This is a genomic window from Phaeovulum veldkampii DSM 11550, assembly GCF_003034995.1.
Lineage (GTDB): Bacteria > Pseudomonadota > Alphaproteobacteria > Rhodobacterales > Rhodobacteraceae > Phaeovulum > Phaeovulum veldkampii.
Genome location: NZ_PZKF01000001.1, coordinates 51,288 through 78,043, shown reverse-complemented (window position 1 = coordinate 78,043; position 26,756 = coordinate 51,288). Strand labels below are relative to the sequence as shown.

The window sequence follows — 26,756 nt, the reverse complement described above, 5'->3', positions numbered from 1 at the left end:
GCTGCGCTTGGCATTGGAACGGCGGGGGGAACCTGCTAGACCGCGCGCGATGCGCCCGCGCGAGGACATGAGATGACCGATATCCGCCTGACAAACACCCGCACCCGCAAGAAAGAGCCGTTCGTGCCGCTCGATCCGGCCAATGTGCGGATGTATCTGTGCGGCCCCACGGTTTACGACCGCGCGCATATGGGCAATGCGCGGCCGGTGGTGGTGTTTGACGTGCTGTTCCGGCTGCTGCGGCATGTCTATGGCACCGATCACGTCACCTATGTGCGCAACTTCACCGACGTGGATGACAAGATCAACGCCCGCGCCGCCGCCACGGGGCGCGACATCCGCGATATCACCGAAGAAACGATTGCCTGGTATCACGAGGATATGGACGCGCTGGGGGCGCTGCGCCCCACGCATGAGCCGCGCGCGACCGATTACATCGGCGCGATGATCACGATGATCGAGGGGCTGGTCGCGCGCGGCCACGCCTATGTGGCCGAGGGTCATGTGCTGTTCGATGTGCGCAGCTACCCCGACTATGGTCGCCTGTCGGGCCGGTCGGTCGATGACATGATCGCGGGCGCGCGGGTCGAGGTGGCGCCCTTCAAGCGCGACCCGATGGATTTTGTTCTGTGGAAGCCGTCGGATGCAGACCTGCCCGGCTGGGACAGCCCCTGGGGCCGGGGGCGGCCCGGCTGGCATATCGAATGTTCGGCGATGAGCCATGAACTGCTGGGCGCGGCGTTCGACATTCACGCCGGCGGCATCGACCTGCAATTCCCGCACCATGAAAACGAGATCGCCCAAAGCTGCTGCGCCCATCCCGGTTCGGGCTTTGCGCGCTATTGGCTGCACAACGAGATGTTGCAGGTCGAGGGCAAGAAGATGTCCAAATCCCTGGGCAATTTCTTTACCGTGCGCGACCTGCTGGATCAGGGCATTCCGGGCGAGGTGATCCGGTTCGTCTATCTTCAGACGCATTACCGCAAGCCGATGGACTGGACGGCGGAGAAGGCGCGCGAGGCTGAAAAGACCCTCCAAAAATGGCATTATATTTGCATGACCGTTCGTCCTAGCCGATCTGCACCCACAGAGTTTTTGGACGCTCTTGCGGATGACCTGAATACTCCTCAGGCACTGACCTTGATGCGCAAGTATGCTAAACAGGGCAATGCGGCAGACCTACTTGCGTGTGGACACTTGGTCGGTTTGCTGGAGCCGTCCATGGGGCTTTGGTTTGATCGGAATGATCATCTCAAGCTGGGTGAGGATCCGAGAATTTTCGAGATTACGAGTGTCAGGGAGCGCGCACGCGCTGCGGGTCGTTTCGACTTGTCCGACAAACTCAGGAAGCTCCTTATCGAATCTGGCGTCGCAGTATTTGATCACAAACCGACGAGTCGTGCGTTCAAAGAACCTGATGCTCTTTTGCGATATGCGCTCAGCGGTGCGAACAAGGCATGGGAAGCCGGAGATAAATTGGCGGCGGAGGCTTCCGTGAATTTATTACGATCAGCAGGGTTCCAAATTTCATTGGATGAAGACGGTCCCTCCGCAATAACAGGCTTTGATGAAGTCAAATTCGACAAACATTATGAAGAACACATGGAAAAAGCACTGTTAGAGGCTCAACGCGTCGAAGAAACCTTGGAGCCCGAGGCCGATGATACGTGAACGCCTCTACCTTTACGACACCACGCTGCGCGACGGGCAGCAGACGCAGGGTGTGCAGTTCTCGGTGGCCGAAAAGGTGCAGATCGCCCGCGCCCTTGATGCGCTGGGGGTCGATTACATCGAGGGGGGCTGGCCCGGTGCCAACCCGACCGACAGCGATTTTTTCGCCGCTCGGCCCGACACCCGCGCCACCTTTACCGCCTTTGGCATGACGAAACGCGCAGGCCGGTCGGCGGCGAATGATGATGTGCTGGCGGCCGTGCTGAACGCGGGCACGCCTGCGGTGTGCCTTGTGGGCAAAGCCCATGCCGGGCAGGTGGTGACCGCGCTGGGGATCACGCCGGAGGAAAACCTCGAGGCGATCGGCGCCTCGGTCGCGCATGTGGTGGCGCAGGGGCGCGAGGCGCTGTTTGACGCCGAGCATTTCTTCGACGGCTGGAAAACCGACCGCGCCCATGCGTTGGCCTGCCTGCGCGCGGCCGAGGCGGCGGGTGCGCGCTGGATCGTGCTGTGCGACACCAACGGCGGCACCCTGCCTGCCGAACTGGGCCGGATCGTGGCCGAGGTCATCGCGGCGGGCATTGCGGGTGATCGGCTGGGCATCCATTGCCACGACGACACCGGCAATGCCGTGGCCGGAACGCTGGCCGCGGTGGACGCCGGTGTGCGTCAGGTGCAGGGCACACTGAACGGGCTGGGCGAGCGCTGCGGCAATGCCAACCTCACATCGCTCATCCCGACGCTGCTGCTGAAAGAGCCTTATGCAAGCCGGTTTGACACCGGGGTCAGCGCGGCGGCGTTGGCCGGGATGACGCGCACCAGCCGGATGCTGGATGACATTCTGAACCGGGTGCCACGCCGGGCGGCGGCCTATGTCGGCGCCTCGGCCTTTGCGCACAAGGCGGGGCTGCATGCCAGCGCGATCCTGAAAGACCCCGCGACCTATGAACATATCGACCCCGGTCTGGTGGGCAACACGCGGCTGATCCCGATGTCCAATCAGGCGGGTCAGTCGAACCTGCGCGCGCGGCTGGCGGCGGCGGGCATCGAGGTGGACCCGAAAGACCCGCGTCTGGCCCGCATCCTTGAGGTGATCAAGGCGCGCGAAGATCAGGGCTATGCCTATGACGGCGCGCAGGCGAGTTTCGAGTTGGTGGCGATGGCCGAACTGGGCCTGATGCCCGCGTTCTTTGAGGTCAAGCGCTATCGCGTCACGGTGGAGCGGCGCAAGAACCGCTATGACCGGATGATCAGCCTGTCAGAGGCGGTGGTGGTGGTGAAGATCGGCGGGCGCAAGATGCTGTCGGTGTCCGAAAGCATGGATGAAACCGGGTCCGACCGCGGCCCCGTGAACGCGCTGGCCAAGGCGCTGGCCAAGGATCTGGGCCCCTACCAGGCCTGCATCGACGATATGAAGCTGGTGGATTTCAAGGTTCGCATCACACAGGGCGGCACCGAGGCCGTCACTCGCGTCATCATCGACAGCGAGGATGGGCAGGGCAGGCGCTGGTCCACGGTGGGGGTCAGCCCCAACATCGTGGATGCCAGCTTCGAGGCGCTGCTGGACGCGATGAACTGGAAGCTGCTGCGCGACGGGGTGGCTCCGGCATGAGCGAGGCGGCCTTTTTCCTGCTGCATTCGGGGCTGGAACGCGAGGGGCCGGGCGACCGGGAAAGTCTGGACTGGGCGATGGGTGTGGCAGGCATCGGGCCGGATGCGGCGGTGCTGGATGCGGGCTGCGGGCCGGGGGCTGATGTGGCGGGGCTGCTGGCCCATCTGCCGCAGGGGCGCGTGGTGGCCGTCGATCTGCACGCGCCCTATGTGGCGGCGCTGCGGGCGCGCTGGGCCGATGACCCGCGGGTTCAGGTCCATCAGGCCGATATGGCCAACCCGCCCGGCGGGCCGTTCGATCTGATCTGGTCGGCGGGGGCGATCTATCATCTGGGCGTCGAGGCGGGGCTGCGGCGCTGGCGCGCCCATCTGGCGCCGGGCGGGCGGGTGGCATTTTCGCAATTGTGCTGGGCGGTGGCGCGGCCTTCGCCGGCGGCGCGTGCCTTTTGGGCGGCAAATTACCCCGAGATGACCGACCGGGCCGGGGTTCTGGCGCAGGTGGCGGCGGCGGGCTACCGTGTGCTGGGCGCGCGGTTTCTGGGCCGGGCAGCCTGGGCGGCCTATTATGAACCTTTGGCTGCACGGCTGGATGTCTTGCGCGCGCAGGGCGACGATCCGGCGCTGGCTGCCGAGGCCGAGGAGATCACGCTGTGGCGCACCGATGGCGGTGATTATGGCTACCTGCTGATCCTGGCGGAGCCGGCGTGATGCAAAGCCTGGCCGACGCCGTTGCCACGGGCGACCCGGACCGGTTCGCCGCCACCATGGCGGCGCCACCGGCGGCGCGGGCGCGGCTGTGGCCGCTTTACGCGCTGAACCTGGAGCTCGCGCGCGCGCCTTGGGCCAGCACCCAGCCAATGCTGGCCGAAATGCGCCTGCAATGGTGGATCGACGCCTTGGCCCCCCCCGTTGCCAATACCCCGCCCGCCAATACTCCGGAGGTGCTGCGCGCCGTGGCCGATCTGATGGCCGAGACCGGCCTGCCGGTTGCGCTGCTGACCGGCATCGCCGAGGCGCGGCGGCGCGATTGCTGGGACGAGCCTTTTGCCGATGATGCCGCGCTCTGGGCCTATCTGGAGGCGACATCGGGCAATCTGATGTGGGCGGCGGCGCGGGTTCTGGGCGCACCGGAGGCCGCCGCGCCAGTGGTGCGCGATCATGCGGCGGCGGCGGGGCTGGCCAACTGGCTGCTGGCGCTGCCGGAACTGGTGCGCCGGGGCCGGGCGGTGATGCCCGAGGTGGCGGCGCTGCGGGCGCTGGCCCAGACGGGGCTGGCGCGCCATGCCCGTGCTGCGGCGGCGCGGCCTGCGGTGCCCAAAGTGGCGGCGCCTGCGCTTTATACCGGCTGGCAGGCGCGGGCGATTCTGGCGCAGGCCGCCGCCGATCCTGGGCTGGTGGCGGCGGGTGGGCTGGGTCAGTCGGAGTTTGCGCGGCGCGCGGGGTTGGTGCGGCTGGCACTGACCGGGCGGTGGTGACCGCAGGGTCTGGACGGACGCGCAGAGGGCGCGACAAAATACAACCTTAACACGAAATCCAATTGCGGAATACTGCTGTTGCAGCCTAGTCTTGCATCAGCGGCGGGGTGGGCGATCGGCCCGTGACGCGCGCCGCAAGGCTGGCGCGACAGGGGGGCGTTGGAATGATCTGTGACGGCCTGACGCCGCAACGGGCAGCGGTCCCCGCCGATGTCTGCGTGATCGGGGCGGGGCCGGTCGGGCTGTCGCTGGCGCTGGAACTGGCGCATCTGGGCCGCCGCGTGCTGGTGCTGGAGGCTGGGGGCGAGACGCCGGGGCCTGCGCCCGTGCCCGGTGTTCTGACCGACAGCGCCACCCATGCGCCCCTGCATCTGTGCGCCGCGGCGGCGCTGGGGGGCACGTCGTGGTGGTGGGGCGGGCGCTGCGTGGCGATGGATGCGCTGGATCATCAGCCGCGCGCGCATGTGCCCGGTTCGGGCTGGCCAATCCCGCCCGAGGCGCTGGCGGTTCATGCCAACCGCGCCGCCGACTATCTGGATTGCGGCAGCGCCCGGTTTCACGATCCGCACCCCGATTGGCAGGGCCTGGGCCCCGACGTGGCCTGTTCCGCGCTGGAGCGCTGGTCACGCGAGCCGCGGCTGGCACGGCGGCTGCGCGCGGCGGTTGCCGCGTCAGCGCGGATCACTCTCAGCCTCAATGCTCCGGTCGAGGCGCTGGAGATCGCCGGGGGCCAGGTTCGTCAGGTGGTCGTGCGCGGGCGCGCGGGGGCGCGGCTGGCGCTGTTCCCGGCGCAGGTGGTGATCGCCGCAGGCGGACTGGGCAGCGCGCGGTTGCTGGCGCTGGCGCAGGCCCATGCGCCGGGTTTGTTCGGCGGGGCCGAGGGGCCGCTTGGGCGGCACTACATGGGGCATCTGTTCGGCACCATCGCCGATCTGGCGCTGAATGACCCTGCCGATGCCGCATCGCTGGATTTCTTTCGTGACGCCAGCGGCGCCTGGGTTCGGCGCCGGTTTACGCTGGCGCCGGGGGCTCAGGCCGATCTGGGGCTGCGCAACGTGGCCTTCTGGGCCGACAATCCGGCCTTTGATGACCCCTCGCACCGCAGCGGCATTCTATCGGCAATCTACCTGGGGTTGTATTTTGCGCCGATCGGGCGCATGCTGCTGCCCGAAGCCATCCGGCTGCGGCACATCGGCGGGGGCGGGCGATTGCGCGCCCATCTGGCCAATGTGGCGCGCGCGCCGCTGGCAACGCTGGGGGCCGCCACGATGATCCTGCGCCAACGCCATTTGCAAAAACCGCGCCGCCCCGGCGTTCTGGTGCGCAATCCGGCCGGGCGCTATGCGCTGACCTATCACGCCGAACACACGCCCGACCCCGACAGCCGGGCGCGGCTGAGCGCGCGCCCGATGCCCGATGGCGCCCGCGGACTGGAAATCGGCCTGCGCTTTTCAGCCGAGGATGCAGGCTCGGTCGTGCGCGCGCATCAGGTGCTGGACCACGCGCTGCGCGCGGCGGGGAAGGGGCGGCTGATCTATCGCGTCCCCGAGGCCGGGCGCCGCGCTGCCGTTCTGGCGCAGGCGCAGGACGGGTTTCACCAGCAGGGCCTGTTGCGGATGGGCGCCGACCCCGGCACCAGCGTGGTCACCCCTGAATGCCGCGTGCACGGGGTTGCCAATCTGCATGTCGCCTCGACCGCGGTTTTGCCCACGTCGGGCCATGCCAACCCGACCTTTGCCGCCTGCTGTCTGGGCCTGCGGCTGGCGCATCATCTGGCAGCGGGCGGGGGTGGTGGCAATGCCTGATGGGCTGAGTGCGGCGCACGTCTCTGATCGGGCCGTGACTGCGGCGGGGGTGGGCTTTGGTTGTGCCTCGCTCGGCTCTCGGATCGGCGCGACCGAGGGGCGGCGCGCGCTGGAGCGCGCGCTGGCGGCCGGGATCACCTGGTTCGACGTGGCGCCAGCCTATGGTGACGGGCAGGCCGAGCGGATTTTGGGCGCCTTTGCCGCGGCCCATCCGGGCGCCATCACCATCACCAGCAAGGTGGGCCTTGCGCCGCGGCCCATGGGCTGGCGCGGGGCGCTGCGGCCTCTGGCGCGCAGCGCGGTGGCAATGCTGCCGCAACTGCGCGGGCTGGCTGCCACCGGGCGCGTTCCCGCGCGGCTTCCCCTTGGCCCCGAAACGCTGCGCCAGTCGGTCGGCGCCAGCCTTGCCGCGTTGCGCGGCGCGCCGATCGACCGGCTGATGCTGCACGATCCCGACCCGGCCGATGTGACGCGCCCCGATCTGCTGGCCTGCCTGACCGACCTGCTGCGCGAGGGGCGGGTGGGCGCGGTCGGTGTGGCCGGCAGCACGGCTGCGGCGGCGGCGGCGGTCGTGCTGGGCGCGCCCTACAGCCTGGTGCAGATCGCCTCCAGCCCGTTCGATCCTGCGGCGCTGGCGCCTTGGCTGGCGGGGTGGCGCCGGGCCGGGGGCGGGGTGGTGACCCATGGCGCGCTGGGGGCGGGCGGGGCGCTGGCGCGGCTGGCGGCCCTTGTTGCACGCCCTGACACCGGGCTGCGGGCCGCGCTGGCAGCGGCTGGCTATGACGATGGCCCGCCCCGAACCGCCGCCGCGGCCTTTCTGACCGATTACGCGCTGGCCGCCAACCGCGGCGGCATATGTCTGTTTTCCGCCTGTGCCCCGCACCATCTGGAGGCGCTGGCCGCCCGCATGGCCGCGCCGCGCAGGTTGGCCGATCTGATGCCGGTGCTGGACCGGCTGAACCTGATGTCTGCAACGGGGACCACGCCATGAGTCTTGTCGAACTATCGCCACCGCTGGGGCTGACGCTGGACCGCGCCTTTGGCGCCGATGGCGCCGCGCGGGTGCTGACGATCCTCGAAGCCCTGCGCATCGAGACCGAGGCGGCGCAGATGCCCGCGCTGATCGACGCGCTGACGCGCCCCGCGGCACCTACCGTGCTGGCCTTTGTCAATGCCCATGCGATCAACCTGATCTGGTCTGATCCCGACATTTTCGCGGCCTTCGCGGGTGCCGACATTCTGCTGCGCGACGGCACCGGCACCGGCATGGCGCTGCGCACGCTGGGGCGCGATCCGGGGTTGAACCTGAACGGATCTGATCTGATCCCGCAGCTTCTGGCGCGGCTGGCGGGGGAGGGTGTGGCGATCTTTGGCACCCGACAGCCTTGGCTGGGGCAGGCGGCGGCGGCGCTGCGCGCGGCCGGTCTGCGGGTGAAGGCCGAGGCTGACGGGTTCCGCCCCGCGGCGCATTATCTTGACCTGTGCCGCAAGACGCGGCCCCCGGTGATCGTGTTGGGCATGGGAATGCCGCGGCAGGAGCGGGTAGCCGAGGTGCTGCGTGCGGGGCTGGACCACCCCTGCCTGATCATCTGCGGCGGCGCTATCCTTGATCTGATGGGGGGGCGGTTTGCCCGCGCGCCGCGCGCGATGCAGCGGCTGGGGCTGGAATGGTTCTATCGGCTGCTGCGCGAGCCTGCGCGGCTGTTTCGGCGCTATGTAATCGGTATTCCTTTGTTTTTTCTGCGGCTGCGCGCGACCCGTCTGCGCGCCGCCCGGCCATGAGCCGACGCGTTCGGGTGGCACTGGTCAACAGCGCCGATCCGCGCGGGCTGAAGGTGGGCGGGATCGAGACCTATATCCGAGACTATATCCAGTATCGCCCCGACGATATCGACCTGCTGTTCATCGGCCCCGACGAGATCGGCGATCTGCCCCCGGACCAGATCAGCCGTGTTCGCTTTCGCGGCCGCGAGCTGGATTTTCTGCCGATTGCCCGGCTGGATGACAGCGTGAACCGTGCGCCGCAGTCGATCACCCAATCGGAAACCTTCCGCTTTGCCGCGCTGATGTGGCGCAAGCGCGGGCTGATCGGCCCGCTGCTGCGGCGCGGGGGCTATTCGGTGGAGCTGCGCCGGGTCGAGTATGCGCCGATCTTTGCCGCGCTGCGGGTGCCCTTCATCCAGATGCTGCATGTCTGGGGCGACCGATCCAAACCGATGAGCGGGATCCTGGGCCGCCACCACCGGCTGCGCGCCGCCACTGAATACCTGGCGGCGGCGCTGGCGGTCAGGTTCTACACCGTCAACCCTGAGGTGACGTCGATGTTCGCGCGCCGCTATTGGCCCTTTGGCGCGAAATTTCACACCCTGACCACCTGGGCCAACACCGATCTGTTCACACCGCAGCCCTTTGCTGCCGTGCTGCCGCTGCGGCTGGTCTTTGCCGGGCGCTGCGACGCGTTCAAGCGGTTGGATCTGATGCTGCGGGTGGTGGCGATGGCGCGGCAGGCGGCGGTGCCGGTCGAGTTTCATTATGTGGGCGACGGTGATCTGTCGGCACACCCGGAATTTTCCGAAGTATCAGAAATAACCGTAGTGCATGGTCGAAAATCGGCCGCAGACGTCGCGGCAATCCTTGCTGGCTGCCATATCGGCCTCTTGACCTCGGAATTTGAGGGCATGCCGCGCTTTGTGCTGGAATGTCTGGCCTCGGGGCGGCCCGTGGTGGCGCTGCACCTGCCCCAGTTGCAGCCTCTGTATGCCATGTCCGCGGCGGGGCATCTGGTGCCGCGCGGCCCCGATCAACTGGCGCAGATGGCCGCGCGCATTGCCGATCTGGGCGCGGCGATCGGCGCGGGGCGGGTGGACCCTGTCTGCGTCGCGCGCGCTGCGGCGGCACACCGGCCAGAGCGGCTGCTGGCGCCGATCTTTGACGACCACCGCCGTTTGGCGGCGCGGCGGGCGTGACGATGGCGGCCCCCCCGCGCCGCGATCCCTGGGCCAGCCCTGCGCTGGTGCCGCTGGCGCTGGTGCTGGCCAATCTGGCGGGGCTGGCGGTGTCGGTGCTGGTGCCGATGCTGTTGTCGGGCGCGGAATACGCGATCTTTGCGCTGGTCTGGAGCCTTGGGCAACTGCTGGCGAGCCTTGCTTACGAATGGATGCGCGTTTGCGTCATGCGCTTTGCCGTGGGTGCCGAGGCGGGCAAGACCGCGGCGCGGCGGCGCGCGCTGTGGCGCGGTTATGGCGCGACCACCGCGGCGCTGCTGGGGGCGGCTGCACTGGCTGCGCCGGCGCTGCCGCAAGCCCCGGCGCTGGCTGTTGTGTGTCTGTTTGCCGCCGGGCAGGGCGTGTTTGACGGTCGTCAGGCGCTTGCGCGGGCCGAGATGGACACCGGCTTTTTTGTTCGTGCCTGGGTGTTGCGGTCGGCCTTGGGGCTGGTGCTGGGGGCGGCGGCAGCGGCGCTGACCGGGCAGGGGCTGGCGGCTGTGGCGGGGCTGGCGCTGTCGTTTCCGCTGGCGATGATGGCCTTGCGCGGGCTGAAGGTGGCGGGGGTTTCGGCGCCTGCCGATCCGGTGCAGGCAGGATTTTTATGGCGCTTCGGGGTCTATGCGGCGTTGGCCACCAACCTGTCGCTGGCATTTCCGGCGTTGGCGCGGGCCTTGGCGGCGGCCGGGATGGGGCTGGAGGCTGCGGCCGGCGCAATGCTGGCGCTGGATCTGGCGCAAAAGGCGGTGGCGATGGTGGGGCTGGTGGTCAATCTGGTCATGATCCAACGCTCGATTCGGCTTGCCGAGTTCGGCGCGGCGGCTGACCTGCCTGCGCAGGCTGGGCGCCAGATTGCGGTGACGGCGGTTTTTGTGGCGCCCGCGGCGCTGGGGTTCTGGCTGATCCGCACGCCTTTTGCCGATCTGGTGGTGCCGCAGGGTTATGGCGCGGCCTATGCGGCGGTGATCGGCCCGGCGGCGCTGGCGGCGGGTGTGGGGGCGTTCCGGCTGTTTGGCGTCGATACGCTGTTCGTGATCCGGGGTCAGACCCGCGGCGCGGCGGCGGGGCCTCTGGTCAGCCTGCTGGTGCTGGCCGGGGTGGGCGGGCTTGCCGCAGAGGCCGGGCCTGCGGCCTTTGGCTGGGCCTGTGCCGGGGCGGCGGTGGCGGGCGCCTGGGTGGCGCTGGCGCGCGCGCGCGCCGCCGGGCCGATCCTGTGGCCCGGCGCCGATCTGGCGCGGGTGGCGGCAGGATGCCTTGCCATGATCGCCGTGGCCCGACTGGCGCCGGTGTCGGCGGGGGTTGCGGGGATGGCGCTGCAGATCGCCGTCTGCGCGCTGGCCTATGGCGCGACGGCGCTGGCGCTGAATACCATCGGCCTGCGCGCGATGATCGGCGCGCGGGCCGGGGCCCGATGATCCGCGGGGCCATCGCACCGGCGCAACCGCGACGGGCGGGGCTGCCGCTGCGGCTGTTCTTGCTGTTTGTTCTGGTTCTGCTCAGCGGGGCGCTGCAACGCCCTGTCGGCGGCGATCTGCTGCAAGGCACGATCTCGCAGATTGTGGTGCAGGGCCAGAACGCGGCGATTCAGCGACTGGGCGTGGCGACGCTGGCGGTCGTGGGGCTGCTGGTGCTGCTCGATCCGCGGCGGCTGACGCTGCCACCCGGCCTTGGCTGGGGTCTGGCGCTGACCGTGCTGGCGGTTTTGTCGGCGCTGTGGAGCCCGCTGCCTGCCGACACGATGCGCCGCGCCGCGGGCTTTGCGGGCGGCACGCTTTGCGCCGTCTGGATGCTGTCGCGCTTTCGCTTTGACGATTTCGTGGCGGCGCTGGTCTGGCTGGCTGCCGCGCTGATCCTGACCACCGCGGGGTTGGCGGTGCTGGCGCCGGGTTATGCGTTTCATTCGGGGGCCGAGTTCTTTGCCGAACATGCGGGGCTGCTGAAGGGCAGCTATGCACATAAAAACAGCCTCGCGCGGGTGTTGGCGCTGTGCCTTGTGATCCTTGCGGCCTTTGGCACCGACGTGATGCGTCGCGCTATCGTGCGGGCGCTGCTGGCGCTGGGGCTGGGGCTGTTGGCGCTGACCGATTCCGCCAAGATATTTCTGGCGCTGCCGCTGGCGCTGGGGATGGCGGTTGTGCTGACCGCGCTGACCACGCTGCGGGCGTGTGTCGGGCTGCTGGCGGGGGGGCTGGTGATTGCCGGGGCCGCCCGGCTTTCGGGGCTGGATAGCTGGCTGATGGGGCTGGCGCTTGATCTGCTGGACCGCGACCCGACGCTGTCGGCGCGCACGCTGATCTGGCAGGCCGCGCTGGAGGCGGGCCGCGCCAACAGCCTGCTGCTGGGCGGCGGTTATGAGGCCGCCTGGCGCGGCGGGATCGGGGCCTTTGTCCGCTCGGCCATCGGCTTTGACCCGCTGCATCCGCATAACGGTTTTCTGGCGGTCTATCTTGATCTGGGGCTGGTCGGGCTGGGGCTGGTTCTGGCCCATCTGGGGCTGATCGTCGGGCGGCTGATCGGCGCGACCGATCCCGCCCGTGCCGCCGTCACCCGGTTTCTGGCGGGCTGGATGGTGCTGTTTTTCGTCGCCAATCTGGCGGGCAGCTATCTGATCCTGCCGATGGACCTGTATTGGGTTCTGCTCTTGCTGGCGCCGGTGCTGCCGGGCTGGCGGCGCCGCGATGCGCCGGGCGAGGCGGCACGACCTGCCCGGCGCGCGGGGTCAGCGGGGGGACAGCCCGATTGCGGCCAGATCGCTGCGCGACAATTCCGGCCAGTAGCCCTCGGAAACGATCTGGGCCGGCAGCGTTTCTTGCGTGCCATCGCCATAGCGCAGCGTCACATCATGCCGCCCGGTGATGCCGGTCAGCCCCGGCCGATCGGCGGCGCGGGCCTGAAGGCTGCCCGCGGTGGCGATATAGGCGCTGGCGCTGGTGCCCGCCTCGACCTGCGCGCCCAGCAAGATCACGTCCTGCCCGGCAACCGCTGAAAACGGCCCTGCCCCAAGGCTCAGCGTGCCGCTGACGCCGGAGGCGAACACCACCCGCAGCCGCCGTGTCACGCCATCGGCCAGAACCCGCTCCTCCAGCCCGGCCAGCGCACCCGCCGCCGTGGCAGTGACGGCCAGCCCGCCGATGGCGCCTTCGATGTTGCTGGAAAGCGACGATGCGTTGTGCTTCAGGATCACCGTCATCTTGCCCGAACTGCCGGGCCGGTAGAACAGCGTCACCGCATAGGCCACGCCCGCGGTGACGGCAAAGTTCTGCATCGCCCGGTGCCAACTGGCCCCGGCCGAGACGACCGAGGCCCCGGCAAAAACCCCCAGCGCAGCCAGTGACAATGCGGTCATCGTGGCGCCGCTCAGCGTCCAGCCGGGCGCGGCAATCGCCGATTGCGCCAGCAGGTTGGTGGCCGTGGGTTCGACCAGAACCCCCAGCGCGGCCCGTGTTACCGGGTCATGATCAAACCGCGCGGCCCCGGCTGGCCGGGTGACGATCCGGCCCGCGGCATCGAAACAGCTTGCCTCTGATCCGCGCGCCCAGATCACCTGCGCGGGCAGGGCGCCAGTGGTGAAGTCCAGCCACAGATCGCCCGCCGTCGCGGCCTGATCTTGCGCCAGACGCGGGATCGACCAGTCACAGATCAGCATCACTGCACCATCAGGGCATGAATACCCGCCGCCGTCGTGCCGGTCTGCATCACCCGAGACACGCCTACCGGAAGGATCGAGAAATCCCGCACGCTCAGGCTGCGCAGCGCGCCCTTGGCGGTGACAAAGGCCAGCGTGCCGCCGGTTTCGACATAAAGCGCCACCGAAACCGCGGGCAGGTCGGCGCCGTCATCGGGTGTGACCGGGGTGATGTCGAAAGCGGGCCCCGAAAGCGGGATCTGGCGGTTCTTGAACGGATTGAACATCAGGCTCTCCTTGGTCTGATCGCTGCCCGTCCGGGGTATCCGGGGCGTGGGCAAACGGGTGGCGCAGTGATGCCAAGAATTCGTAAACGCACCGCTGCCCGACCGTTCGCAGTCGCAGCATTTGCCTTTGCGCAAAAGACAAGTGCGGCAGGTTGTCGCATTCCGCGGCGGCAAATGTTACTTTGAGAAACACCTTATGCTCCTTTAAACAATTCTAAGGGATGCTGCAGCGACGCAAGGCGCCAGATTGGAGAATTGATGCGAATTAGGGGTATGGGGGTGGCCGCGCTTGTCTCGGCGGCGATCCTCTGGGGCGGGGCAGGGTGGGCCCAGTCCGGGGAGGAGACGACGGTTCCCGCCGCAGCGGCCACCAGCGCAAGCACGGCGATCAGCAAAAGCACGGCGGACCACTCCAAATTTGAAATTCTCAAGCAGAATTTCAAATCAGGCCCCGAGGTTACAGCGGCCTGTCTGTCATGCCATACCGAGGCATCCAATCAGGTGATGCACTCGATCCACTGGAAGTGGGATTATGAGCAGCCCGAAACCGGCCAGCGGCTGGGCAAGGCGCATACGATCAACTCGTTCTGCGGCAACGTGGCCAGCAACGAAACCCGCTGCACCTCGTGCCATGCGGGCTATGGATGGACCGATGTGCGCCAACCCGCGCCCGCCGATCCGGCGCGGGTCGATTGTCTGGTGTGTCACGACAAATCGGGCCAGTATACCAAGCAGGACAACCTTGCCGGCAACCCGCCGCTTGATCCGGTCACGCCCGGCGCCAAGACCATCACCGGCGCCGATGTCCGGCCTGTCAACCTGTCTCAGGCAGCGCAATCAGTGGGCGCGCCGGGTCGGGAAAACTGTGGCTCGTGCCATTTCAACGGCGGCGGCGGCGATAACGTCAAGCACGGCGATCTCAGCTCGGCGCTGATCCATCCGGATCTGGCCACCGATGTGCATATGTCGGCGGACGGCGCCAATTTCACCTGCGAAAGCTGCCACGTCAGCGACAAGCATGTGTTCGCCGGTTCGCGCTACGCTACCAATGTCACCAATCCGCACCCCGACATGGCCCCCGGTGCTGCGCGCGATGTGGCTAGCTGCACCTCGTGCCATGGCGAAAAACCGCATCCCGACACCAGCGTGTCGCATATCAAGCTGAACGACCACACCGATACCGTTGCCTGCCAGACCTGCCACATTCCGTCCTTTGCGCGGGGTGGCGTGGCCACGAAAACCTCGTGGGACTGGTCCACGGCGGGGCGGCTGGACAACGGCAAGCCGATCAGCATGGAAGGCTATACGCAAGGCAACGGCAAGCATCTGCACACCTATCTTTCGACCAAAGGCGATTTCGAATGGGGCGAAAATGTCGTGCCCTATTACGCCTGGTTCGACGGGCAGGTGGAATACACCAACACCGACCACACCATCGATCCGTCGAAGACCGTCGATATTAATATCATCCACGGCAATTCCGAAGACCCGAAATCCCGCATCTTCCCGTTCAAGCGGATGGAGGGGCGGCAGGCCTATGATACCGAGATGAACCGTCTGGTGATGTCCAACGTCTACGGACCCACCACCGACACCGCCTTCTGGACCAACTTCGACTGGACCAAGTCGATCAAGGCGGCGATGGACTATGCGGGGCTGGAATATTCGGGCAAGTTCGACTTTGTCGATACCCACATGTATTGGCCCATCACCCATATGGTGGCGCCTGCCAAGGACGCGCTGTCCTGTCAGGAATGCCACAGCCAGAACGGCCGTCTGGCCAATGTGGCGGGTATCTACATGCCCGGCTCTGGCCCCGGCATCGGTGGCAAGCTGGGTATGGTGATGGTGGCGCTGGCGCTGTTGGGTGCGCTGGGGCATGGCGGTCTGCGCCTGATGCGGCGCGCTCGCGGCAACGGAGGAGCGCATCATGACTGACACCGCAACGACCCCGACCCCCGACGGCAGCGCCAAGGGCAATATCCGCTGCGTGCTGGTCTATCCGGCGTTCAACCGCATCTGGCACTGGAGCCAGGCGGGTTCCATCTTCCTGCTGATGTTCACCGGCGCCCGGCTGATGGGGATGCACCAGATCCTGTCCTTCGAGACGGCGGTGACGGTTCATACGCTGACGGCGCTGGCGCTGCTGCTGCTTTGGCTTTTCGCTACCTTCTGGCTGTTCACCACCGAAGCCTGGAAGCAGTTTATCCCCAAGACCGAGGGGCTGTTCAGGGTCATGCGCTTTTACGCCTGGGGCGTGTTCCACGGCGAGGAGCACCCCTATCGAAAAAGCTACAAGCGGCGGCACAACCCGTTGCAGGCACTGGCCTATCTGGCCGTCAAGATCGCGCTGTTTCCGGCGATCTGGGTGTCGGGGCTGATCTATCTGGGCTATGGCCTGTGGGACGATCTCGACAATGCCAGCTTCCTGTTGCAGATCGTGGCCAACATCCACATTCTGTCAGCCTTTTCAATCGCAGCCTTCGTGGTGGTGCATACCTACCTGCTGACCATCGGGCACGGGTTCCTGCACCATATCCGGCCAATGATCTTCGGGTTTGAAAAGGTTGAACTGACGGCCGAGGAAGAGGCCTATTTCATGGCCGACATGCCCGAGCGTCTGCGCACCCCGCGGCATTGATCCTCCGGCGTCGGGTCTTCGGGTCCGGCGCCGGGTATCACGCCTTGGCATAACGAAAAAGGCGCTGCGGTTGCGGCGCCTTTTTTCGGTTCGATGCGATCTTGGGCCGTTGGCTTACCGCCCCCAGGTCCGCACCGGCCCGCAATCCATATGGACGAAATTGGACCGCGAATAGCGCCCCACACCGCCTGCATGGCAGGCCGAGGCGGCATTGTAGATCTGCCCGACCGAGCGCGACTTCAGCCGCAGGTCGGCCGCCTGACCCTTCATGTGCAGCGAGTTTTTCGCCACCCCGCGCGACCGCGATCGCAGCATTGCATTGGTCTGAGGCGAGCGGTAGCCCGACAGCATCATGTAGGGCTCGTTCACATCCAGCAACCGATGCGCGGCGGCGGCGATATCGACGGTGCGCGGGTCGATCACGACCTTCTGCCCGTTGCGCCAGTCGCGCATGAAATGGTTGATCTCTTTCAGCGCCTCGGGGATGTATTCCCCCTCGATCCAGTAAACGGTATCAAGGGTTTCGCCGGTGCGGCCCGAATACATCTTGATGCGACGGATATCGCCAGCCCCACGAAGAATGCCGAAGGCATTGGTTGACGTGGGGGCCGCGGTGATCATGGTTGCTGCAAACGCGCCCAGCAATCCGCGCCGCGAAATCATCGTCATTGTCATGCGTGATCGCCTGTCCTGCTTTTGGTTGCCGCCTATACTCACGGCTTTGACACAATTGCTCGTGGCGACGTTATGACACGAAATCCTCCTTTCGCCAACCGTGCTGTTCGCGCGCGCCCTGTCGATACTGCTTGATCGGCAGGATTTTGCTGAAAACCCGCTCGGGTGCTAAGGCCGCCGCGGTGTTGCCTGGCGGCATCACGGCGCGTGAGCGTGGCTGCGAAGGCGCATATTTTTCAGAAATTCGGGCGGTTGGCATGGACAGGGATGACTTTTTGTCAAACGCTTGTAACAGCCAAGGGTGGGCAAGAATCCGGGGGAGACATGGCGGCGATGATCAGGACGCGGGTCTGGGCGGGCATGGTTCTGGCGCTTGTGCTGACCTTCGCGGGGCCGGGCGGGCAACAGGCATGGGCGCAATCCTCGGGTTTCGGTCGGGCCGTGGCCGAGGCGGCGGCGATCGACCCTGCGCTTGCGGTGTTCTACGGCGCCCGCGCGCAGGCCCCGCTCTGGACCACGCCCGAGGATGCAGACCGCCGCCACGCGCTGTTTTCCGCGCTGGAGGCGGCCGCCCATCATGGCCTGCCCACTGCGCGCTACGATGCCGCCGGGCTGCGCGCCCGGTTCGAGCGGCTGGCCTCGGAGCGCGAGCGCGGGCTGCTGGAGGTTGCAATGTCAGCGGCTTTTCTGGCCTATGCTCAAGATGTCAGCACCGGCGCGCTGGACCCAAAGGCGGTGGATGCGGGCATCGTGCGGGAAATCGCGCGGCGTGATCGGGTCGATCTGCTGACAGGCTTTGCCGCCGCCGACCCGGCACAGTTTCTGCGCGCGTTGCCGCCTTCGGCGCCGCAATATGCGCAACTGATGAAGGCGCGGCTCGATCTGGCCCGCACCATCGGGCAGGGCGGCTGGGGCGCGCCGGTGCCCGGCGGGGCGCTGAAACCTGGGGCCACCGGCGCTGCCGTGATCGCGCTGCGCGACCGGCTGTTTGCCATGGGCTACATGGGTCGTTCGGCCACCGCCAGCTATGATGGCGATCTGCAAAAGGCGGTGCAGCAATTTCAGATCGACCATGGCCTGCCCCCCGATGGCGTCGCGGGCGAAAGCACGCTGGCCGAGATCAACCGCAGCCCCCAGGACCGTCTCCGTGCTGTCACCGTCGCGCTGGAACGGCTGCGCTGGATGAACGGCCTCGATCTGGGCGCGCGCCATATCTGGGTCAACCTGCCCGATTTCAGCGCCCGCATCATCGACCACGGCAAGGTCACCTTTGAAACCGTGACCGTCGTCGGCATGGATCAGCCCGACCGCCGCAGCCCCGAGTTTTCCGACCAGATGGAGCATATGGTCATCAACCCGAGCTGGAGCGTGCCGCGTTCGATCACGGTCAAGGAATATCTGCCGATGATGCAGCGCAACCCCAACGCGGCGGGGCATCTGAAGCTGATCGACAGCCGCGGCCGCGTGGTGCCGCGCTCGGCCATCAATTTCGCGCAGTATAATGCCCGTTCCTTTCCCTATGCGATGCAGCAGCCACCCTCGGATGGCAATGCGCTGGGGCTGGTGAAGTTCATGTTCCCCAACCCATGGAACATCTATCTGCACGACACCCCCTCGAAATCGCTGTTCTCGCGTGAGGTGCGGGCGTTTTCGCATGGCTGCATCCGGGTCGGGCGCCCCTTTGATCTGGCCTATGCCCTGCTGGCGCCGCAAAGCGACGATCCGCAGGACGACTTCCAACGCCATCTGGACAGCGGGCGTGAAACGACCGTGCGGCTGGAAACCCCGGTGCCGGTGCATCTGGTCTATTTCACCGCCTGGCCTATGCCCAAGGGCCGCATCGAATATCGACGCGACGTTTACGGCCGCGATGCCCTGCTTTTCGCAGCGCTGCAAAAGGCCGGGGTGGAATTGCCCGGCATCGGCGGGTAAACCGGGGCAGGGGCAGGGTGCCCCGCTGACTTCGGGGGCCACATGGCGCAGACGCTAGCCGATATCGCAACCGCCCTGGGCGCGCGGGCCGAGGGTGACCTGACGCTGCCGATCGAGGCCGCCTCCGAGCCTGCCACAGCCGGACCGCGGCATCTGGCGCTGGCGATGGACCCGAAATATGCGCCCGGTCTGGCCCAGGGCCAGGCCCGCGCCGCGATCTTGTGGGAGGGGGCCGACTGGCGCGCACTGGGGCTGCAAGGCGCAATCTTTGTGGCTCGGCCCCGGCTGGCCATGGCCGGGCTGAGCCGTGCCTTCGACCCCGGCCCCGAGATTGACCCCGGTATCCACCCCAGCGCCGTGATCCACCCCAGCGCCGAGATCGGCGCGGGCGCCGCCATCGGCCCCTTTGTGGTGATCGGCCGCGGCGCGCGACTGGGCGCGCGGGCACGCATCGCGGCCCATGTCAGCATCGCCGAAGGCGCACGGATCGGCGACGATTGCCTGCTGCATTCGGGGGTGCGCATCTGCGCGCGGGTGACGATCGGCGACCGCTTCATCGCCAACCCCGGCGCCGTGGTGGGGGCAGACGGGTTTTCCTTTGTCACGCCCGAAAAATCGGGGGTCGAGGAAATCCGCGCGACCCTTGGCACGCGCGAGGAAATCCGCCCGCAAAGCTGGACGCGCATCCACAGCCTGGGCACCGTCGAAATCGGCGACGATGTGGAATTGGGCGCCAATGCCACGATCGACCGCGGCACGGTGCGCGCCACGGTGATCGGCACCGGCACCAAAATGGACAACATGGTCCACATCGGCCACAATGTCGTGGTCGGGCGCGATTGCATGCTGTGTGGTCAGGTCGGCGTGGCGGGGTCGGTCCGCATCGGTGACCGGGTCGTGCTGGCGGGGCAATGTGGCGTGACCGACAACATCTTTATCGGGGATGACGTGATCGCGGGCGGCGCATCCAAGATTTTTACCAACGTGCCTGCGGGCCGGGTGGTGCTGGGATCGCCCGCGATCAAGATGGAGGCTCAGCTTGAGATCAACAAGAACCTGCGCCGACTGGGGCGGCTTGTCGCACAGGTGGCAGAGCTTCGGGAAACCGTTACAAAACTGAGCGACAAGGCCTGATCGGAGACGGATATGGAGACCAGCGTGAAAGACCGCATCATCGCCATCATCGCCCAGCAGGCGGTTCGTGACAGCCACGAGGTGACGCCCGACATGTCGCTGAATGCGCTGGGAATCGACAGCCTCGGGCTGGTCGAGGCCATCTTTGCAATCGAGGAGGAATTCGACATCTCGGTGCCCTTCAACGCCAACGAGGCCGAGCAAAGCGGCCTTGACCTGTCCTCGGTCGGCGCCATCGTGGCGGCGGTCGAGTCGCTGATCGCCGCCAAAAGCCCGAACGCCGCGCTGGCATGAGGCGCGTCGTCATCACCGGGGCAGGCACCGTCAACGCCCTTGGGCTGACGGTGCCCGAAACATACGCGGCTCTGCGTGACGGGCGCTGCGGCATCGGCGATCTGGATGTCCGCGATGTGGAACGGCTTTCGATCCGCATTGGCGCGCAGGTCAGGGGCTGGGATGCAGAGGCGCATTTCAACCGCCAGCAGATCGCGCTTTATGACCGCTTTACCCAGTTTACGCTGCATGCCGCGAAACAGGCGGTGGAGCAGTCGGGGCTGGAGTTTTGCGGCGAACTGTCGATGACCTCGGGCGTCGTGCTGGGCACGGCGGGGGGCGGCGTCAACACCTGGGATGAAAACTACCGGGTGGTCTATGAAGAGGGCAAGAACCGCGTTCATCCCTTCGTGGTGCCCAAGCTGATGAACAGCGCTGCCGCCAGCCATGTCAGCATGGAATACAATCTGCGCGGCCCCTCGTTCAGCGTCTCCACCGCTTGCGCCAGTTCCAATCACGCGATGGGGCTGGCGTTCCAGATGGTGCGCTCGGGCGCGGCCAAGGCAATGCTGACCGGCGGGGCAGAGGCGATGCTGTGTTTCGGCGGGATCAAGGCCTGGGAAGGGTTGCGGGTGATGTCAAAAGACGCCTGCCGCCCGTTTTCGGCCGACCGCAACGGCATGGTCCAGGGCGAGGGCGCCGGGGTTTTCGTGTTCGAGGATTACGACCACGCCCGCGCCCGCGGCGCGCAGATTCTGGCCGAGGTGGCGGGTTTTGCGATGTCGTCGGATGCCTCCGATATCGTAATGCCTTCAGCGCAGGGGGCGGAACGGGCGATCACCGGAGCCTTGCGCGACGCCGGGCTGAACCCCGAGGATGTGGGCTATATCAACGCCCATGGCACCGGCACCGCCGCCAATGACAAGACCGAATGCGCCGCGGTGGCCCATGCCTTTGGCCATCACGCCGACCGGCTGATGATTTCGTCCACCAAGTCGATGCACGGGCATCTGATCGGGGGCACCGGCGCGGTGGAGCTGCTGGCCTGCCTGATGGCGCTGAACGAGGGGGTGATTGCCCCCACCATCGGCTATCAGGAACCCGACCCCGAATGCGCGCTGGATGTGGTGCCGAACGTGGCGCGGCAGGCGCAGGTCGATGCGGTGCTGTCGAATGCCTTTGCCTTTGGTGGCCTGAACGCGGTGATTGCGCTGCGCAAGCTGTAACTGCACGCGGCAAGTCAGTGCGCAGAAATGAAAACGCCGCCCCGATGGGCGGCGTTTCACGATGTTGGGGGCGCGTTCAGCGCGCGGCGTCGTTGGCTTTTTTCACCGCGTCATAACCCGCGGTAAAGCCCTTGAGCGAGACCGGCAGTTCAACCTTCTGATCGGGCGCCGCGATCGGCACGATGCTCAGCACCGCCTTGTTGCCTTTTTTCAGTTCGGCCACCTCTTCCGCGGTAAAGCCCAGACGGGCCACGCAGCCGATCCGCGCGCAGAAGGTGAAAGGATAGACCTTGGGCTCGCCCGAATCGATCTTGATCCGCACGTTTTCGGTCAGCAGGGTTTCCAGCGGGGTGATGATCGTGGCGCCGGCGGCGGCCTTCTGGCCGTCGGGCAGGCCGAACAGGCTGATCTCGGCCACCGAATTGCCTTTGTTGTCTTTCAGCAGTTGATAAAGCTGGCACGGGTCTTTGCCGTCTTCGGTGCGCACGCATTGCACCTGCCAGTCGCCCTGGGTTTCGGCGACATAGGTCGAGCCGACCTTGTTTTCGGCATCGGCGGCCGGGGCTTGGGCGGCGGGTGCCTCTGACGCGGGGGCTTCGGCGGCAGGGGCCTCGGTGGCGGGGGCCGCCGCATCTTGCGCCAGCGCCGGGGCGGCAAGCCCCAGAACAAGGGCAATCACAAGCGATTTCGAAAGGTCTGACATGATGTCCATCCCGTGGGAACAATTTGCGCGTTTCGCTTAGCACGCAGCCCCAGGGGTGTCAGCGGCGAAAAGCGGCAAGTTGGGGCAAGGTCGCGGATTCTTGCCCGCCCGACGCCGACAGAAAGAAAAAGGGCCCATCAAGAGCCCTTTTTCCAGAACAGTGTTCCCTGTCGGACTGGCCGACTTCATCATTGCGTGAACGCTAGCCCCGAAGGTCCTGTCCGTCAACAGACAAAAAACAGGGCCGCAACCAGCGCAACTACCGACAAAAGCCGCGCCCGAAGGCGCGGCAGTCTGACAGGGAGGGAACGCCGGGGGGCAGCGCCCCTCACGACAGCTTCACACTGGCATCAGAAAGTTAACCCTGTATTGTCATTCCGACGCGACAAGGAGGGCCGGGCAGTGCTGACGGAAAACGGAATTTTCGTGGGGGGCGGCGGCGTTGATCATACGGTGCCGCAGCAGGTGCTGTTGAAACAGGCCAACCGGCACGGGCTGATCGCGGGCGCCACCGGCACCGGCAAGACGGTCACGCTTCAGGTTCTGGCCGAAGGCTTTTCTGCCGCCGGGGTTCCGGTCTTTCTGTCGGATGTGAAGGGCGATCTGGCGGGGCTGGCGATGCCGGGCGACCCGGCGGGCAAGTTGCACGGCGCGTTCGAAAAGCGCGCGGCGACGATCGGCTTTGATCTGGCCTATCAGGCGTTTCCAGTCACCTTCTGGGATATGTTCGGCGACCTGGGCCACCCGGTGCGCACCACCGTTTCGGAAATGGGGCCGCTGTTGCTGGCGCGGCTGATGAACCTGACCGAGGCGCAAGAGGGCGTTTTGAACATCGCCTTCCGGCTGGCCGACGAAGAGGGGCTGCCACTGCTTGATCTCAAGGATCTTCAGGCGATGCTGGTCTTTGTGGGCCAGAACGCCGCCGAGATCGGCCTGCGCTATGGCAATGTGGCCGCGGCCACCATCGGTGCGATCCAGCGCCAGCTTCTGGTGCTGGAAAATCAGGGCGGCGCGCAGTTGTTCGGCGAGCCTGCGCTGGATCTGGCCGACATGATGGCGCCAGCCCCGGACGGGCGTGGCCGCATCAACATTCTGGCGGCCGAACGGCTGATGGCCTCGCCGCGGCTTTACGCAACCTTCCTGCTGTGGCTGTTGTCGGAACTGTTTGAAGAATTGCCCGAGGTAGGCGACCCCGACCGCCCGCGCTTTGTGTTCTTTTTCGACGAGGCGCATCTGCTGTTTGACGATGCGCCCAAGGCGCTGATCGACAAGGTCGAACAGGTGGCGCGGCTGATCCGGTCGAAAGGCGTGGGGGTCTATTTCGTGACCCAGAACCCCGCCGATGTGCCCGACGACGTGCTGGGCCAGTTGGGTAACCGGGTGCAGCACGCACTGCGCGCATTCACCGCCAGGGATCAGAAAGATCTGTCCCGCGCCGCGCAGAATTATCGCCCCAACCCCGCCTTTGATACGCAAACCGCGATCAAGGAGGTTGGCACCGGCGAGGCCGTCACCTCGTTCCTTGAGGCCAAGGGCATCCCCGGCATGGTGGAGCGCACATTGATCCGCCCGCCGCTCAGCCGCCTGGGCACCCTCACCCCCGAGGAACGCCAGCGCATTGTTTCCGGCTCGGTGCTGGGGGTGAAATACGGCGCCACTATCGACCGCGACTCGGCCTTTGAACGGCTGGCGGCGCGCGCCAGTGCCGCCGCCGAAGCCGCCGCAGCGCAGACCGCCGCGACAGAGGCGCGCGAATTCCGCGCCGCACGCCGCTATGGCTCGGAAGACGACCGGCCTTCCCGCGCCCCCAAACGCGCCGCATCGAAGTCGGATTCGATCGCGGTCGCCTTTGGCAAGAGCTTTGCGCGCCAGCTTGGCACCAAATCGGGTCAGGCTCTGGTGCGCGGCGTACTGGGATCGCTGTTCAAGTCGCGCTGAGCGGCGGGGTCGGCGGCAACAGCCGCGCCTCTCCCATCACCGCAATCAAGATGTCGATGTGGCGGGCCAGCGAATAACCCGCAGCGCCCGCGCGGCGGGTTTCCTCCAACGCGGCCTCCTCGGCCAGCAATCCGGCCAGCGCGCGCGGGGTGGCGGGCGCCACCGGCAGCCGCAGCAGGCGGCGCAGATCGCGCGCACGGTCGTATTCCCCCAGCCCCAGCCGGGCGGCGCGGATCAGCAGCCGCGGGCGGCGCAATTCGGTCAGGCGGCGGGCTAGGTCGGTCATCGGTGGTCCTTTCGCGGGTTTGGAACCGTGAAAGTTGCACAACCTATGCGGGTGTTGCGCAAAACCGCCAAGCAGCGTTCGGCAGCTTTGGCGATATTTATCATTTTTAAACAATTGTCAGTGTCGTGCCGTTTGTTAACGAACAGGTAAGAAATGCAATCGACGGTTGTTAATCAAGATGAACACGGCCTTTACGCCGTGGCGTTCCGAGGGACACTGAATGACGGCACTGGCTGAGGTATCGGCGGGCTTGCCCGCCTGGTTGCCGGAGTTTGCACGTCTCTACCTGCGCCATGTCGAGGAGGGGGTTCCGATCCGGCAACTGGCCCGTGACGAGGGTTGTCACGCCTCCACCGTACTCCGCCGGGTGCGCAAGATCGAATCCCGCCGCGACGATCCGCTGATCGACGAGGCGCTGGCGCGGCTGGGCCGCGCGGCGCCCGCCCCCCTGTCCACCTGCCCAGAAGAGGAAGACCCCATCATGTCTGCCCCGATCCGCACCCAAAGCCTGACCCCTGACGAAGACCTGATCGAACGCGAGGCGCGCCGCATCCTGCGCCGCCTGACCGAACCCGGCGCGGTTCTGGCGGTCGCCGCCGAAATGGACAAGGCGGTGGTGCTCAAGGGCACGGTGCGCACAGCGGTCCTTGACCGCGCGGTGGCGCAGGCGTTTGCGCTGAAGGACTGGATCGCGGTGGCCCGCGCCGGCCGCATCACCACCTATGAAATCACCGGCGCAGGCCGTGCCGCCCTGCGCCGGATGATCGAGGCGGAAACCGCGGCCCGCGGCGGCTTTGCCGAGGCGCAGGCCGGGTTTTCCACGCCCTATGCCGATCAGCACCGGCTGTGGGGCGAGGCCCGGATCGAGGGTGCCACGCCGCAGCGGCTGCGCATGAACCTGGCCGAAAGCCCGCTGGGCGTGCTGGCACGGCGCCGCGACAAGGACGGCGCGCCGTTTCTGGCGCCCGAACTGGTGGCTGCAGGCGAACGGCTGCGCGAGGATTTCGAACTGGCGCAACTGGGGCCGCGGGTCGCGCAGAATTGGGAACGCTTCATGACCGGCGGCGACCGCGGCCAGTATCGCGAGGGGCAGGGGCCGGGCGGCGGATCGGAGCGCGCGCGCGATCGCGTTGCGGCGGCGCTGCGCGATCTGGGCCCCGGTCTGGGTGATATGGTGCTGCGTTGCTGTTGCTTTCTGGAGGGGCTGGAGGCCGCGGAAAAGCGCATGGGCTGGTCGGCGCGGTCGGGCAAGATCGTGCTGCGCATCGCGTTGATGCGGTTGAAACGGCATTATGATGAAACCTACGGTGGCGCGCGCCCGCTGATCGGCTGACACCTGCGCGCCGGGGCGTGGCTGTCCCCGGCGCCCCTTGACTGATCGCTTTGTCTCGGCGACCGTGGTTTGGCTGGGTGACGTTCACGGGCGCAAACCCTGCACAAATCATAATTTGAATTTGCATTTTTCTGCTTTTTGGATGAACCTGCGTTATGAACATAACGCTCCGCCAGCTGACCTATTTCCTCGCTCTGATCGAAACCCGTAATTTCGGTCGCGCTGCCGCGCGGGTGAATATCAGCCAGCCCGCCTTGTCGGTGCAGATCCGCGAGCTGGAAATCACCCTCGGCGTCCGCTTGTTCGACCGACTGCCGCGCGATGTGGCGGTCACGCGCGCGGGCCGCGATCTTGAGGCGCGGGCGCGCCGGATCATGGCCGAGGTGGCCGAGTTGCAGGCCGCAGCACGGCTGGCGCGGTTGGGCGGGCAGTTGAATCTGGGCATGATCCCGACGGTTGCACCCTATCTGCTGCCGCGGGTTCTGCCCGGTCTGCGGGCGCGCCAGACCAGCATCGACCTGCGCCTGCGCGAGGCACAGACCGACGCGCTGACCGAGGGGCTTTTGCGCGGTCAACTGGATGCAATCGTGATCGCCACGCCGGTTGCGGGCGATGATACGATCAGCGCCGCGCTGTTTCAGGACCGGTTCGTTCTGGCGGGCCACGCCGACCGGCTGGCTGCGCCGATGGCCGCGCGCGGCGCGCTGCGGCCCGATGCGATCGACCCCGATCAACTGATCTTGCTGGATGAGGGGCATTGTCTTGCTGATCAGGCGCTGGAGGTTTGTGCGCTGGATCGCAGCCGCCGCCGGTTCGATCTGGGCGCGGCCTCGCTGGCCACGCTGGCGGGGCTGGTGGGGCAGGGCGCGGGGCTGACGCTGCTGCCCGAACTCGCGCTGGCCACCGAAACCGCCGCCAATCCGGGGCTGCGGCTGATGCGCTTTGCCGCGCCCGAGCCCGAGCGCCAGATCCGGCTGGTGCGGCGGGCGGCGACCGACGGCGCGGGCTGGTTCGATGAACTGGCCGCGGTGCTGTCCGAGGCGGGGCAGAAGCTGACCGCGGCGGCGCGGGCGCAGGTGCCGCTGCCTGCCCCCTGACGCGCGGGGGCCGTTGCCCCCCGCGCTCTTTGCGCCTATGTGAAGATCAGATTTCATCTC

At 66.9% G+C, this 26,756-nt stretch carries 23 protein-coding genes and 1 pseudogene; 19 read left to right on the top strand and 5 right to left on the bottom strand.

The genetic code is table 11. The features are described from left to right. Positions 1-72: 72 nt before the first annotated feature. The 10 genes and pseudogenes from cysS to C5F46_RS00300 form a co-directional block, all read left to right on the top strand. Positions 73-1,671 (top strand): cysteine--tRNA ligase, encoded by a 1,599-nt coding sequence (gene cysS, locus C5F46_RS00345; protein WP_107323373.1) that lies wholly within the window; start codon positions 73-75, stop codon positions 1,669-1,671. Then, complete coding sequence (gene cimA / locus C5F46_RS00340) at positions 1,661-3,283, top strand: citramalate synthase (protein WP_107323372.1); 1,623 nt, start codon at positions 1,661-1,663, stop codon at positions 3,281-3,283. Before cysS ends, cimA begins: the two co-directional genes overlap by 11 nt. Further along, the gene (locus tag C5F46_RS00335; protein WP_107323371.1) at positions 3,280-3,990 is read left to right on the top strand and encodes a class I SAM-dependent methyltransferase; all 711 of its coding nucleotides are present in this window, start codon (positions 3,280-3,282) and stop codon (positions 3,988-3,990) included. The genes cimA and C5F46_RS00335 overlap by 4 nt, the downstream gene beginning before the upstream one ends. Beyond that, positions 3,990-4,757 (top strand): squalene/phytoene synthase family protein, encoded by a 768-nt coding sequence (locus C5F46_RS00330; RefSeq protein WP_107323370.1) that lies wholly within the window; start codon positions 3,990-3,992, stop codon positions 4,755-4,757. Before C5F46_RS00335 ends, C5F46_RS00330 begins: the two co-directional genes overlap by 1 nt. A 164-nt stretch (positions 4,758-4,921) precedes the next feature. Continuing rightward, positions 4,922-6,562 carry an FAD-dependent oxidoreductase gene (locus tag C5F46_RS00325; RefSeq protein WP_107323369.1) on the top strand — a complete coding sequence of 547 codons (1,641 nt, stop codon included), beginning with the start codon at positions 4,922-4,924 and terminating at the stop codon, positions 6,560-6,562. Beyond that, the gene (locus tag C5F46_RS00320; RefSeq protein WP_235820039.1) at positions 6,555-7,553 is read left to right on the top strand and encodes an aldo/keto reductase; all 999 of its coding nucleotides are present in this window, start codon (positions 6,555-6,557) and stop codon (positions 7,551-7,553) included. The genes C5F46_RS00325 and C5F46_RS00320 overlap by 8 nt, the downstream gene beginning before the upstream one ends. Further along, entirely contained in the window at positions 7,550-8,344 is a 795-nt protein-coding gene (locus tag C5F46_RS00315; protein ID WP_107323367.1) for a WecB/TagA/CpsF family glycosyltransferase, read from the top strand. The genes C5F46_RS00320 and C5F46_RS00315 overlap by 4 nt, the downstream gene beginning before the upstream one ends. Next, complete coding sequence (locus C5F46_RS00310; protein ID WP_168796786.1) at positions 8,341-9,528, top strand: glycosyltransferase; 1,188 nt, start codon at positions 8,341-8,343, stop codon at positions 9,526-9,528. The genes C5F46_RS00315 and C5F46_RS00310 overlap by 4 nt, the downstream gene beginning before the upstream one ends. A gap of 2 nt (positions 9,529-9,530) precedes the next feature. Further along, on the top strand, positions 9,531-10,961 hold the full coding sequence (locus tag C5F46_RS17180; RefSeq protein ID WP_107323365.1) for a hypothetical protein: 1,431 nt from the start codon (positions 9,531-9,533) through the stop codon (positions 10,959-10,961). After that, a pseudogene (locus tag C5F46_RS00300) lies at positions 10,958-12,013 on the top strand (O-antigen ligase family protein); the annotation flags it as partial. The gene C5F46_RS17180 and the pseudogene C5F46_RS00300, both read left to right, overlap by 4 nt. A gap of 252 nt (positions 12,014-12,265) precedes the next feature. Here C5F46_RS00300 and C5F46_RS17340 read toward each other — a convergent pair. Continuing rightward, positions 12,266-13,192: a phage head spike fiber domain-containing protein gene (locus C5F46_RS17340; protein WP_420875295.1), complete on the bottom strand. Its 927-nt coding sequence runs from the start codon at positions 13,190-13,192 to the stop codon at positions 12,266-12,268. Next, positions 13,192-13,458 (bottom strand): spike base protein, RCAP_Rcc01079 family, encoded by a 267-nt coding sequence (locus C5F46_RS00295; protein WP_107323363.1) that lies wholly within the window; start codon positions 13,456-13,458, stop codon positions 13,192-13,194. Before C5F46_RS00295 ends, C5F46_RS17340 begins: the two co-directional genes overlap by 1 nt. A gap of 258 nt (positions 13,459-13,716) precedes the next feature. On the opposite strand from C5F46_RS00295, the gene C5F46_RS00290 reads away from it, so the two are divergent. Continuing rightward, positions 13,717-15,396 (top strand): tetrathionate reductase family octaheme c-type cytochrome, encoded by a 1,680-nt coding sequence (locus tag C5F46_RS00290; protein ID WP_107323362.1) that lies wholly within the window; start codon positions 13,717-13,719, stop codon positions 15,394-15,396. After that, on the top strand, positions 15,389-16,099 hold the full coding sequence (locus tag C5F46_RS00285) for a cytochrome b/b6 domain-containing protein (protein WP_107323361.1): 711 nt from the start codon (positions 15,389-15,391) through the stop codon (positions 16,097-16,099). Before C5F46_RS00290 ends, C5F46_RS00285 begins: the two co-directional genes overlap by 8 nt. Before the next feature lie 114 nt (positions 16,100-16,213). Here the strand turns inward: C5F46_RS00285 and C5F46_RS00280 are convergent, their stop codons facing one another. Continuing rightward, positions 16,214-16,774 (bottom strand): YcbK family protein, encoded by a 561-nt coding sequence (locus C5F46_RS00280; protein WP_107323360.1) that lies wholly within the window; start codon positions 16,772-16,774, stop codon positions 16,214-16,216. Positions 16,775-17,098: 324 nt separating this feature from the next. Here C5F46_RS00280 and C5F46_RS00275 point away from each other — a divergent pair, with 324 nt between their 5' ends. From C5F46_RS00275 to C5F46_RS00260, 4 genes are read left to right on the top strand one after another with little or no spacing between them, the layout of a single operon-like run. Beyond that, positions 17,099-18,706 carry a L,D-transpeptidase family protein gene (locus C5F46_RS00275; protein ID WP_407947329.1) on the top strand — a complete coding sequence of 536 codons (1,608 nt, stop codon included), beginning with the start codon at positions 17,099-17,101 and terminating at the stop codon, positions 18,704-18,706. Between the two features lie 42 nt (positions 18,707-18,748). Further along, a complete protein-coding gene (gene lpxD, locus C5F46_RS00270) occupies positions 18,749-19,840 on the top strand; it encodes a UDP-3-O-(3-hydroxymyristoyl)glucosamine N-acyltransferase (protein ID WP_107323359.1) in 1,092 nt (363 codons plus the stop codon). Positions 19,841-19,852: 12 nt separating this feature from the next. Continuing rightward, positions 19,853-20,134 (top strand): acyl carrier protein, encoded by a 282-nt coding sequence (locus tag C5F46_RS00265; protein ID WP_107323358.1) that lies wholly within the window; start codon positions 19,853-19,855, stop codon positions 20,132-20,134. Beyond that, positions 20,131-21,339, top strand: a complete 1,209-nt coding sequence (locus C5F46_RS00260) for a beta-ketoacyl-[acyl-carrier-protein] synthase family protein (protein WP_107323357.1) — start codon at positions 20,131-20,133, stop codon at positions 21,337-21,339. The genes C5F46_RS00265 and C5F46_RS00260 overlap by 4 nt, the downstream gene beginning before the upstream one ends. A gap of 76 nt (positions 21,340-21,415) precedes the next feature. Here the strand turns inward: C5F46_RS00260 and C5F46_RS00255 are convergent, their stop codons facing one another. Beyond that, positions 21,416-22,045, bottom strand: a complete 630-nt coding sequence (locus C5F46_RS00255; RefSeq protein ID WP_407947330.1) for an invasion associated locus B family protein — start codon at positions 22,043-22,045, stop codon at positions 21,416-21,418. Between the two features lie 399 nt (positions 22,046-22,444). Between C5F46_RS00255 and C5F46_RS00250 the strand changes: the two genes are divergently transcribed. Further along, on the top strand, positions 22,445-23,980 hold the full coding sequence (locus C5F46_RS00250; protein WP_107323356.1) for a helicase HerA-like domain-containing protein: 1,536 nt from the start codon (positions 22,445-22,447) through the stop codon (positions 23,978-23,980). Here the strand turns inward: C5F46_RS00250 and C5F46_RS00245 are convergent. After that, complete coding sequence (locus C5F46_RS00245) at positions 23,967-24,266, bottom strand: DUF6477 family protein (protein ID WP_107323355.1); 300 nt, start codon at positions 24,264-24,266, stop codon at positions 23,967-23,969. The genes C5F46_RS00250 and C5F46_RS00245 overlap by 14 nt on opposite strands. A gap of 220 nt (positions 24,267-24,486) precedes the next feature. Between C5F46_RS00245 and C5F46_RS00240 the strand changes: the two genes are divergently transcribed. Next, the gene (locus C5F46_RS00240) at positions 24,487-25,599 is read left to right on the top strand and encodes a DUF6456 domain-containing protein (RefSeq protein ID WP_107323354.1); all 1,113 of its coding nucleotides are present in this window, start codon (positions 24,487-24,489) and stop codon (positions 25,597-25,599) included. A gap of 155 nt (positions 25,600-25,754) precedes the next feature. After that, a complete protein-coding gene (locus C5F46_RS00235) occupies positions 25,755-26,696 on the top strand; it encodes a hydrogen peroxide-inducible genes activator (protein ID WP_107323353.1) in 942 nt (313 codons plus the stop codon). Positions 26,697-26,756: the final 60 nt, after the last annotated feature.

Coding starts and splice junctions, on each gene's coding strand:
- cysS (WP_107323373.1), top strand. CDS start 73: ATGACCGATATCCGCCTGACAAACACCCGCACCCGCAAGAAAGAGCCG.
- cimA (WP_107323372.1), top strand. CDS start 1,661: ATGATACGTGAACGCCTCTACCTTTACGACACCACGCTGCGCGACGGG.
- C5F46_RS00335 (WP_107323371.1), top strand. CDS start 3,280: ATGAGCGAGGCGGCCTTTTTCCTGCTGCATTCGGGGCTGGAACGCGAG.
- C5F46_RS00330 (WP_107323370.1), top strand. CDS start 3,990: ATGCAAAGCCTGGCCGACGCCGTTGCCACGGGCGACCCGGACCGGTTC.
- C5F46_RS00325 (WP_107323369.1), top strand. CDS start 4,922: ATGATCTGTGACGGCCTGACGCCGCAACGGGCAGCGGTCCCCGCCGAT.
- C5F46_RS00320 (WP_235820039.1), top strand. CDS start 6,555: ATGCCTGATGGGCTGAGTGCGGCGCACGTCTCTGATCGGGCCGTGACT.
- C5F46_RS00315 (WP_107323367.1), top strand. CDS start 7,550: ATGAGTCTTGTCGAACTATCGCCACCGCTGGGGCTGACGCTGGACCGC.
- C5F46_RS00310 (WP_168796786.1), top strand. CDS start 8,341: ATGAGCCGACGCGTTCGGGTGGCACTGGTCAACAGCGCCGATCCGCGC.
- C5F46_RS17180 (WP_107323365.1), top strand. CDS start 9,531: ATGGCGGCCCCCCCGCGCCGCGATCCCTGGGCCAGCCCTGCGCTGGTG.
- C5F46_RS17340 (WP_420875295.1), bottom strand. CDS start 13,192: ATGCTGATCTGTGACTGGTCGATCCCGCGTCTGGCGCAAGATCAGGCC.
- C5F46_RS00295 (WP_107323363.1), bottom strand. CDS start 13,458: ATGTTCAATCCGTTCAAGAACCGCCAGATCCCGCTTTCGGGGCCCGCT.
- C5F46_RS00290 (WP_107323362.1), top strand. CDS start 13,717: ATGCGAATTAGGGGTATGGGGGTGGCCGCGCTTGTCTCGGCGGCGATC.
- C5F46_RS00285 (WP_107323361.1), top strand. CDS start 15,389: ATGACTGACACCGCAACGACCCCGACCCCCGACGGCAGCGCCAAGGGC.
- C5F46_RS00280 (WP_107323360.1), bottom strand. CDS start 16,774: ATGACAATGACGATGATTTCGCGGCGCGGATTGCTGGGCGCGTTTGCA.
- C5F46_RS00275 (WP_407947329.1), top strand. CDS start 17,099: ATGGCGGCGATGATCAGGACGCGGGTCTGGGCGGGCATGGTTCTGGCG.
- lpxD (WP_107323359.1), top strand. CDS start 18,749: ATGGCGCAGACGCTAGCCGATATCGCAACCGCCCTGGGCGCGCGGGCC.
- C5F46_RS00265 (WP_107323358.1), top strand. CDS start 19,853: ATGGAGACCAGCGTGAAAGACCGCATCATCGCCATCATCGCCCAGCAG.
- C5F46_RS00260 (WP_107323357.1), top strand. CDS start 20,131: ATGAGGCGCGTCGTCATCACCGGGGCAGGCACCGTCAACGCCCTTGGG.
- C5F46_RS00245 (WP_107323355.1), bottom strand. CDS start 24,266: ATGACCGACCTAGCCCGCCGCCTGACCGAATTGCGCCGCCCGCGGCTG.
- C5F46_RS00240 (WP_107323354.1), top strand. CDS start 24,487: ATGACGGCACTGGCTGAGGTATCGGCGGGCTTGCCCGCCTGGTTGCCG.
- C5F46_RS00235 (WP_107323353.1), top strand. CDS start 25,755: ATGAACATAACGCTCCGCCAGCTGACCTATTTCCTCGCTCTGATCGAA.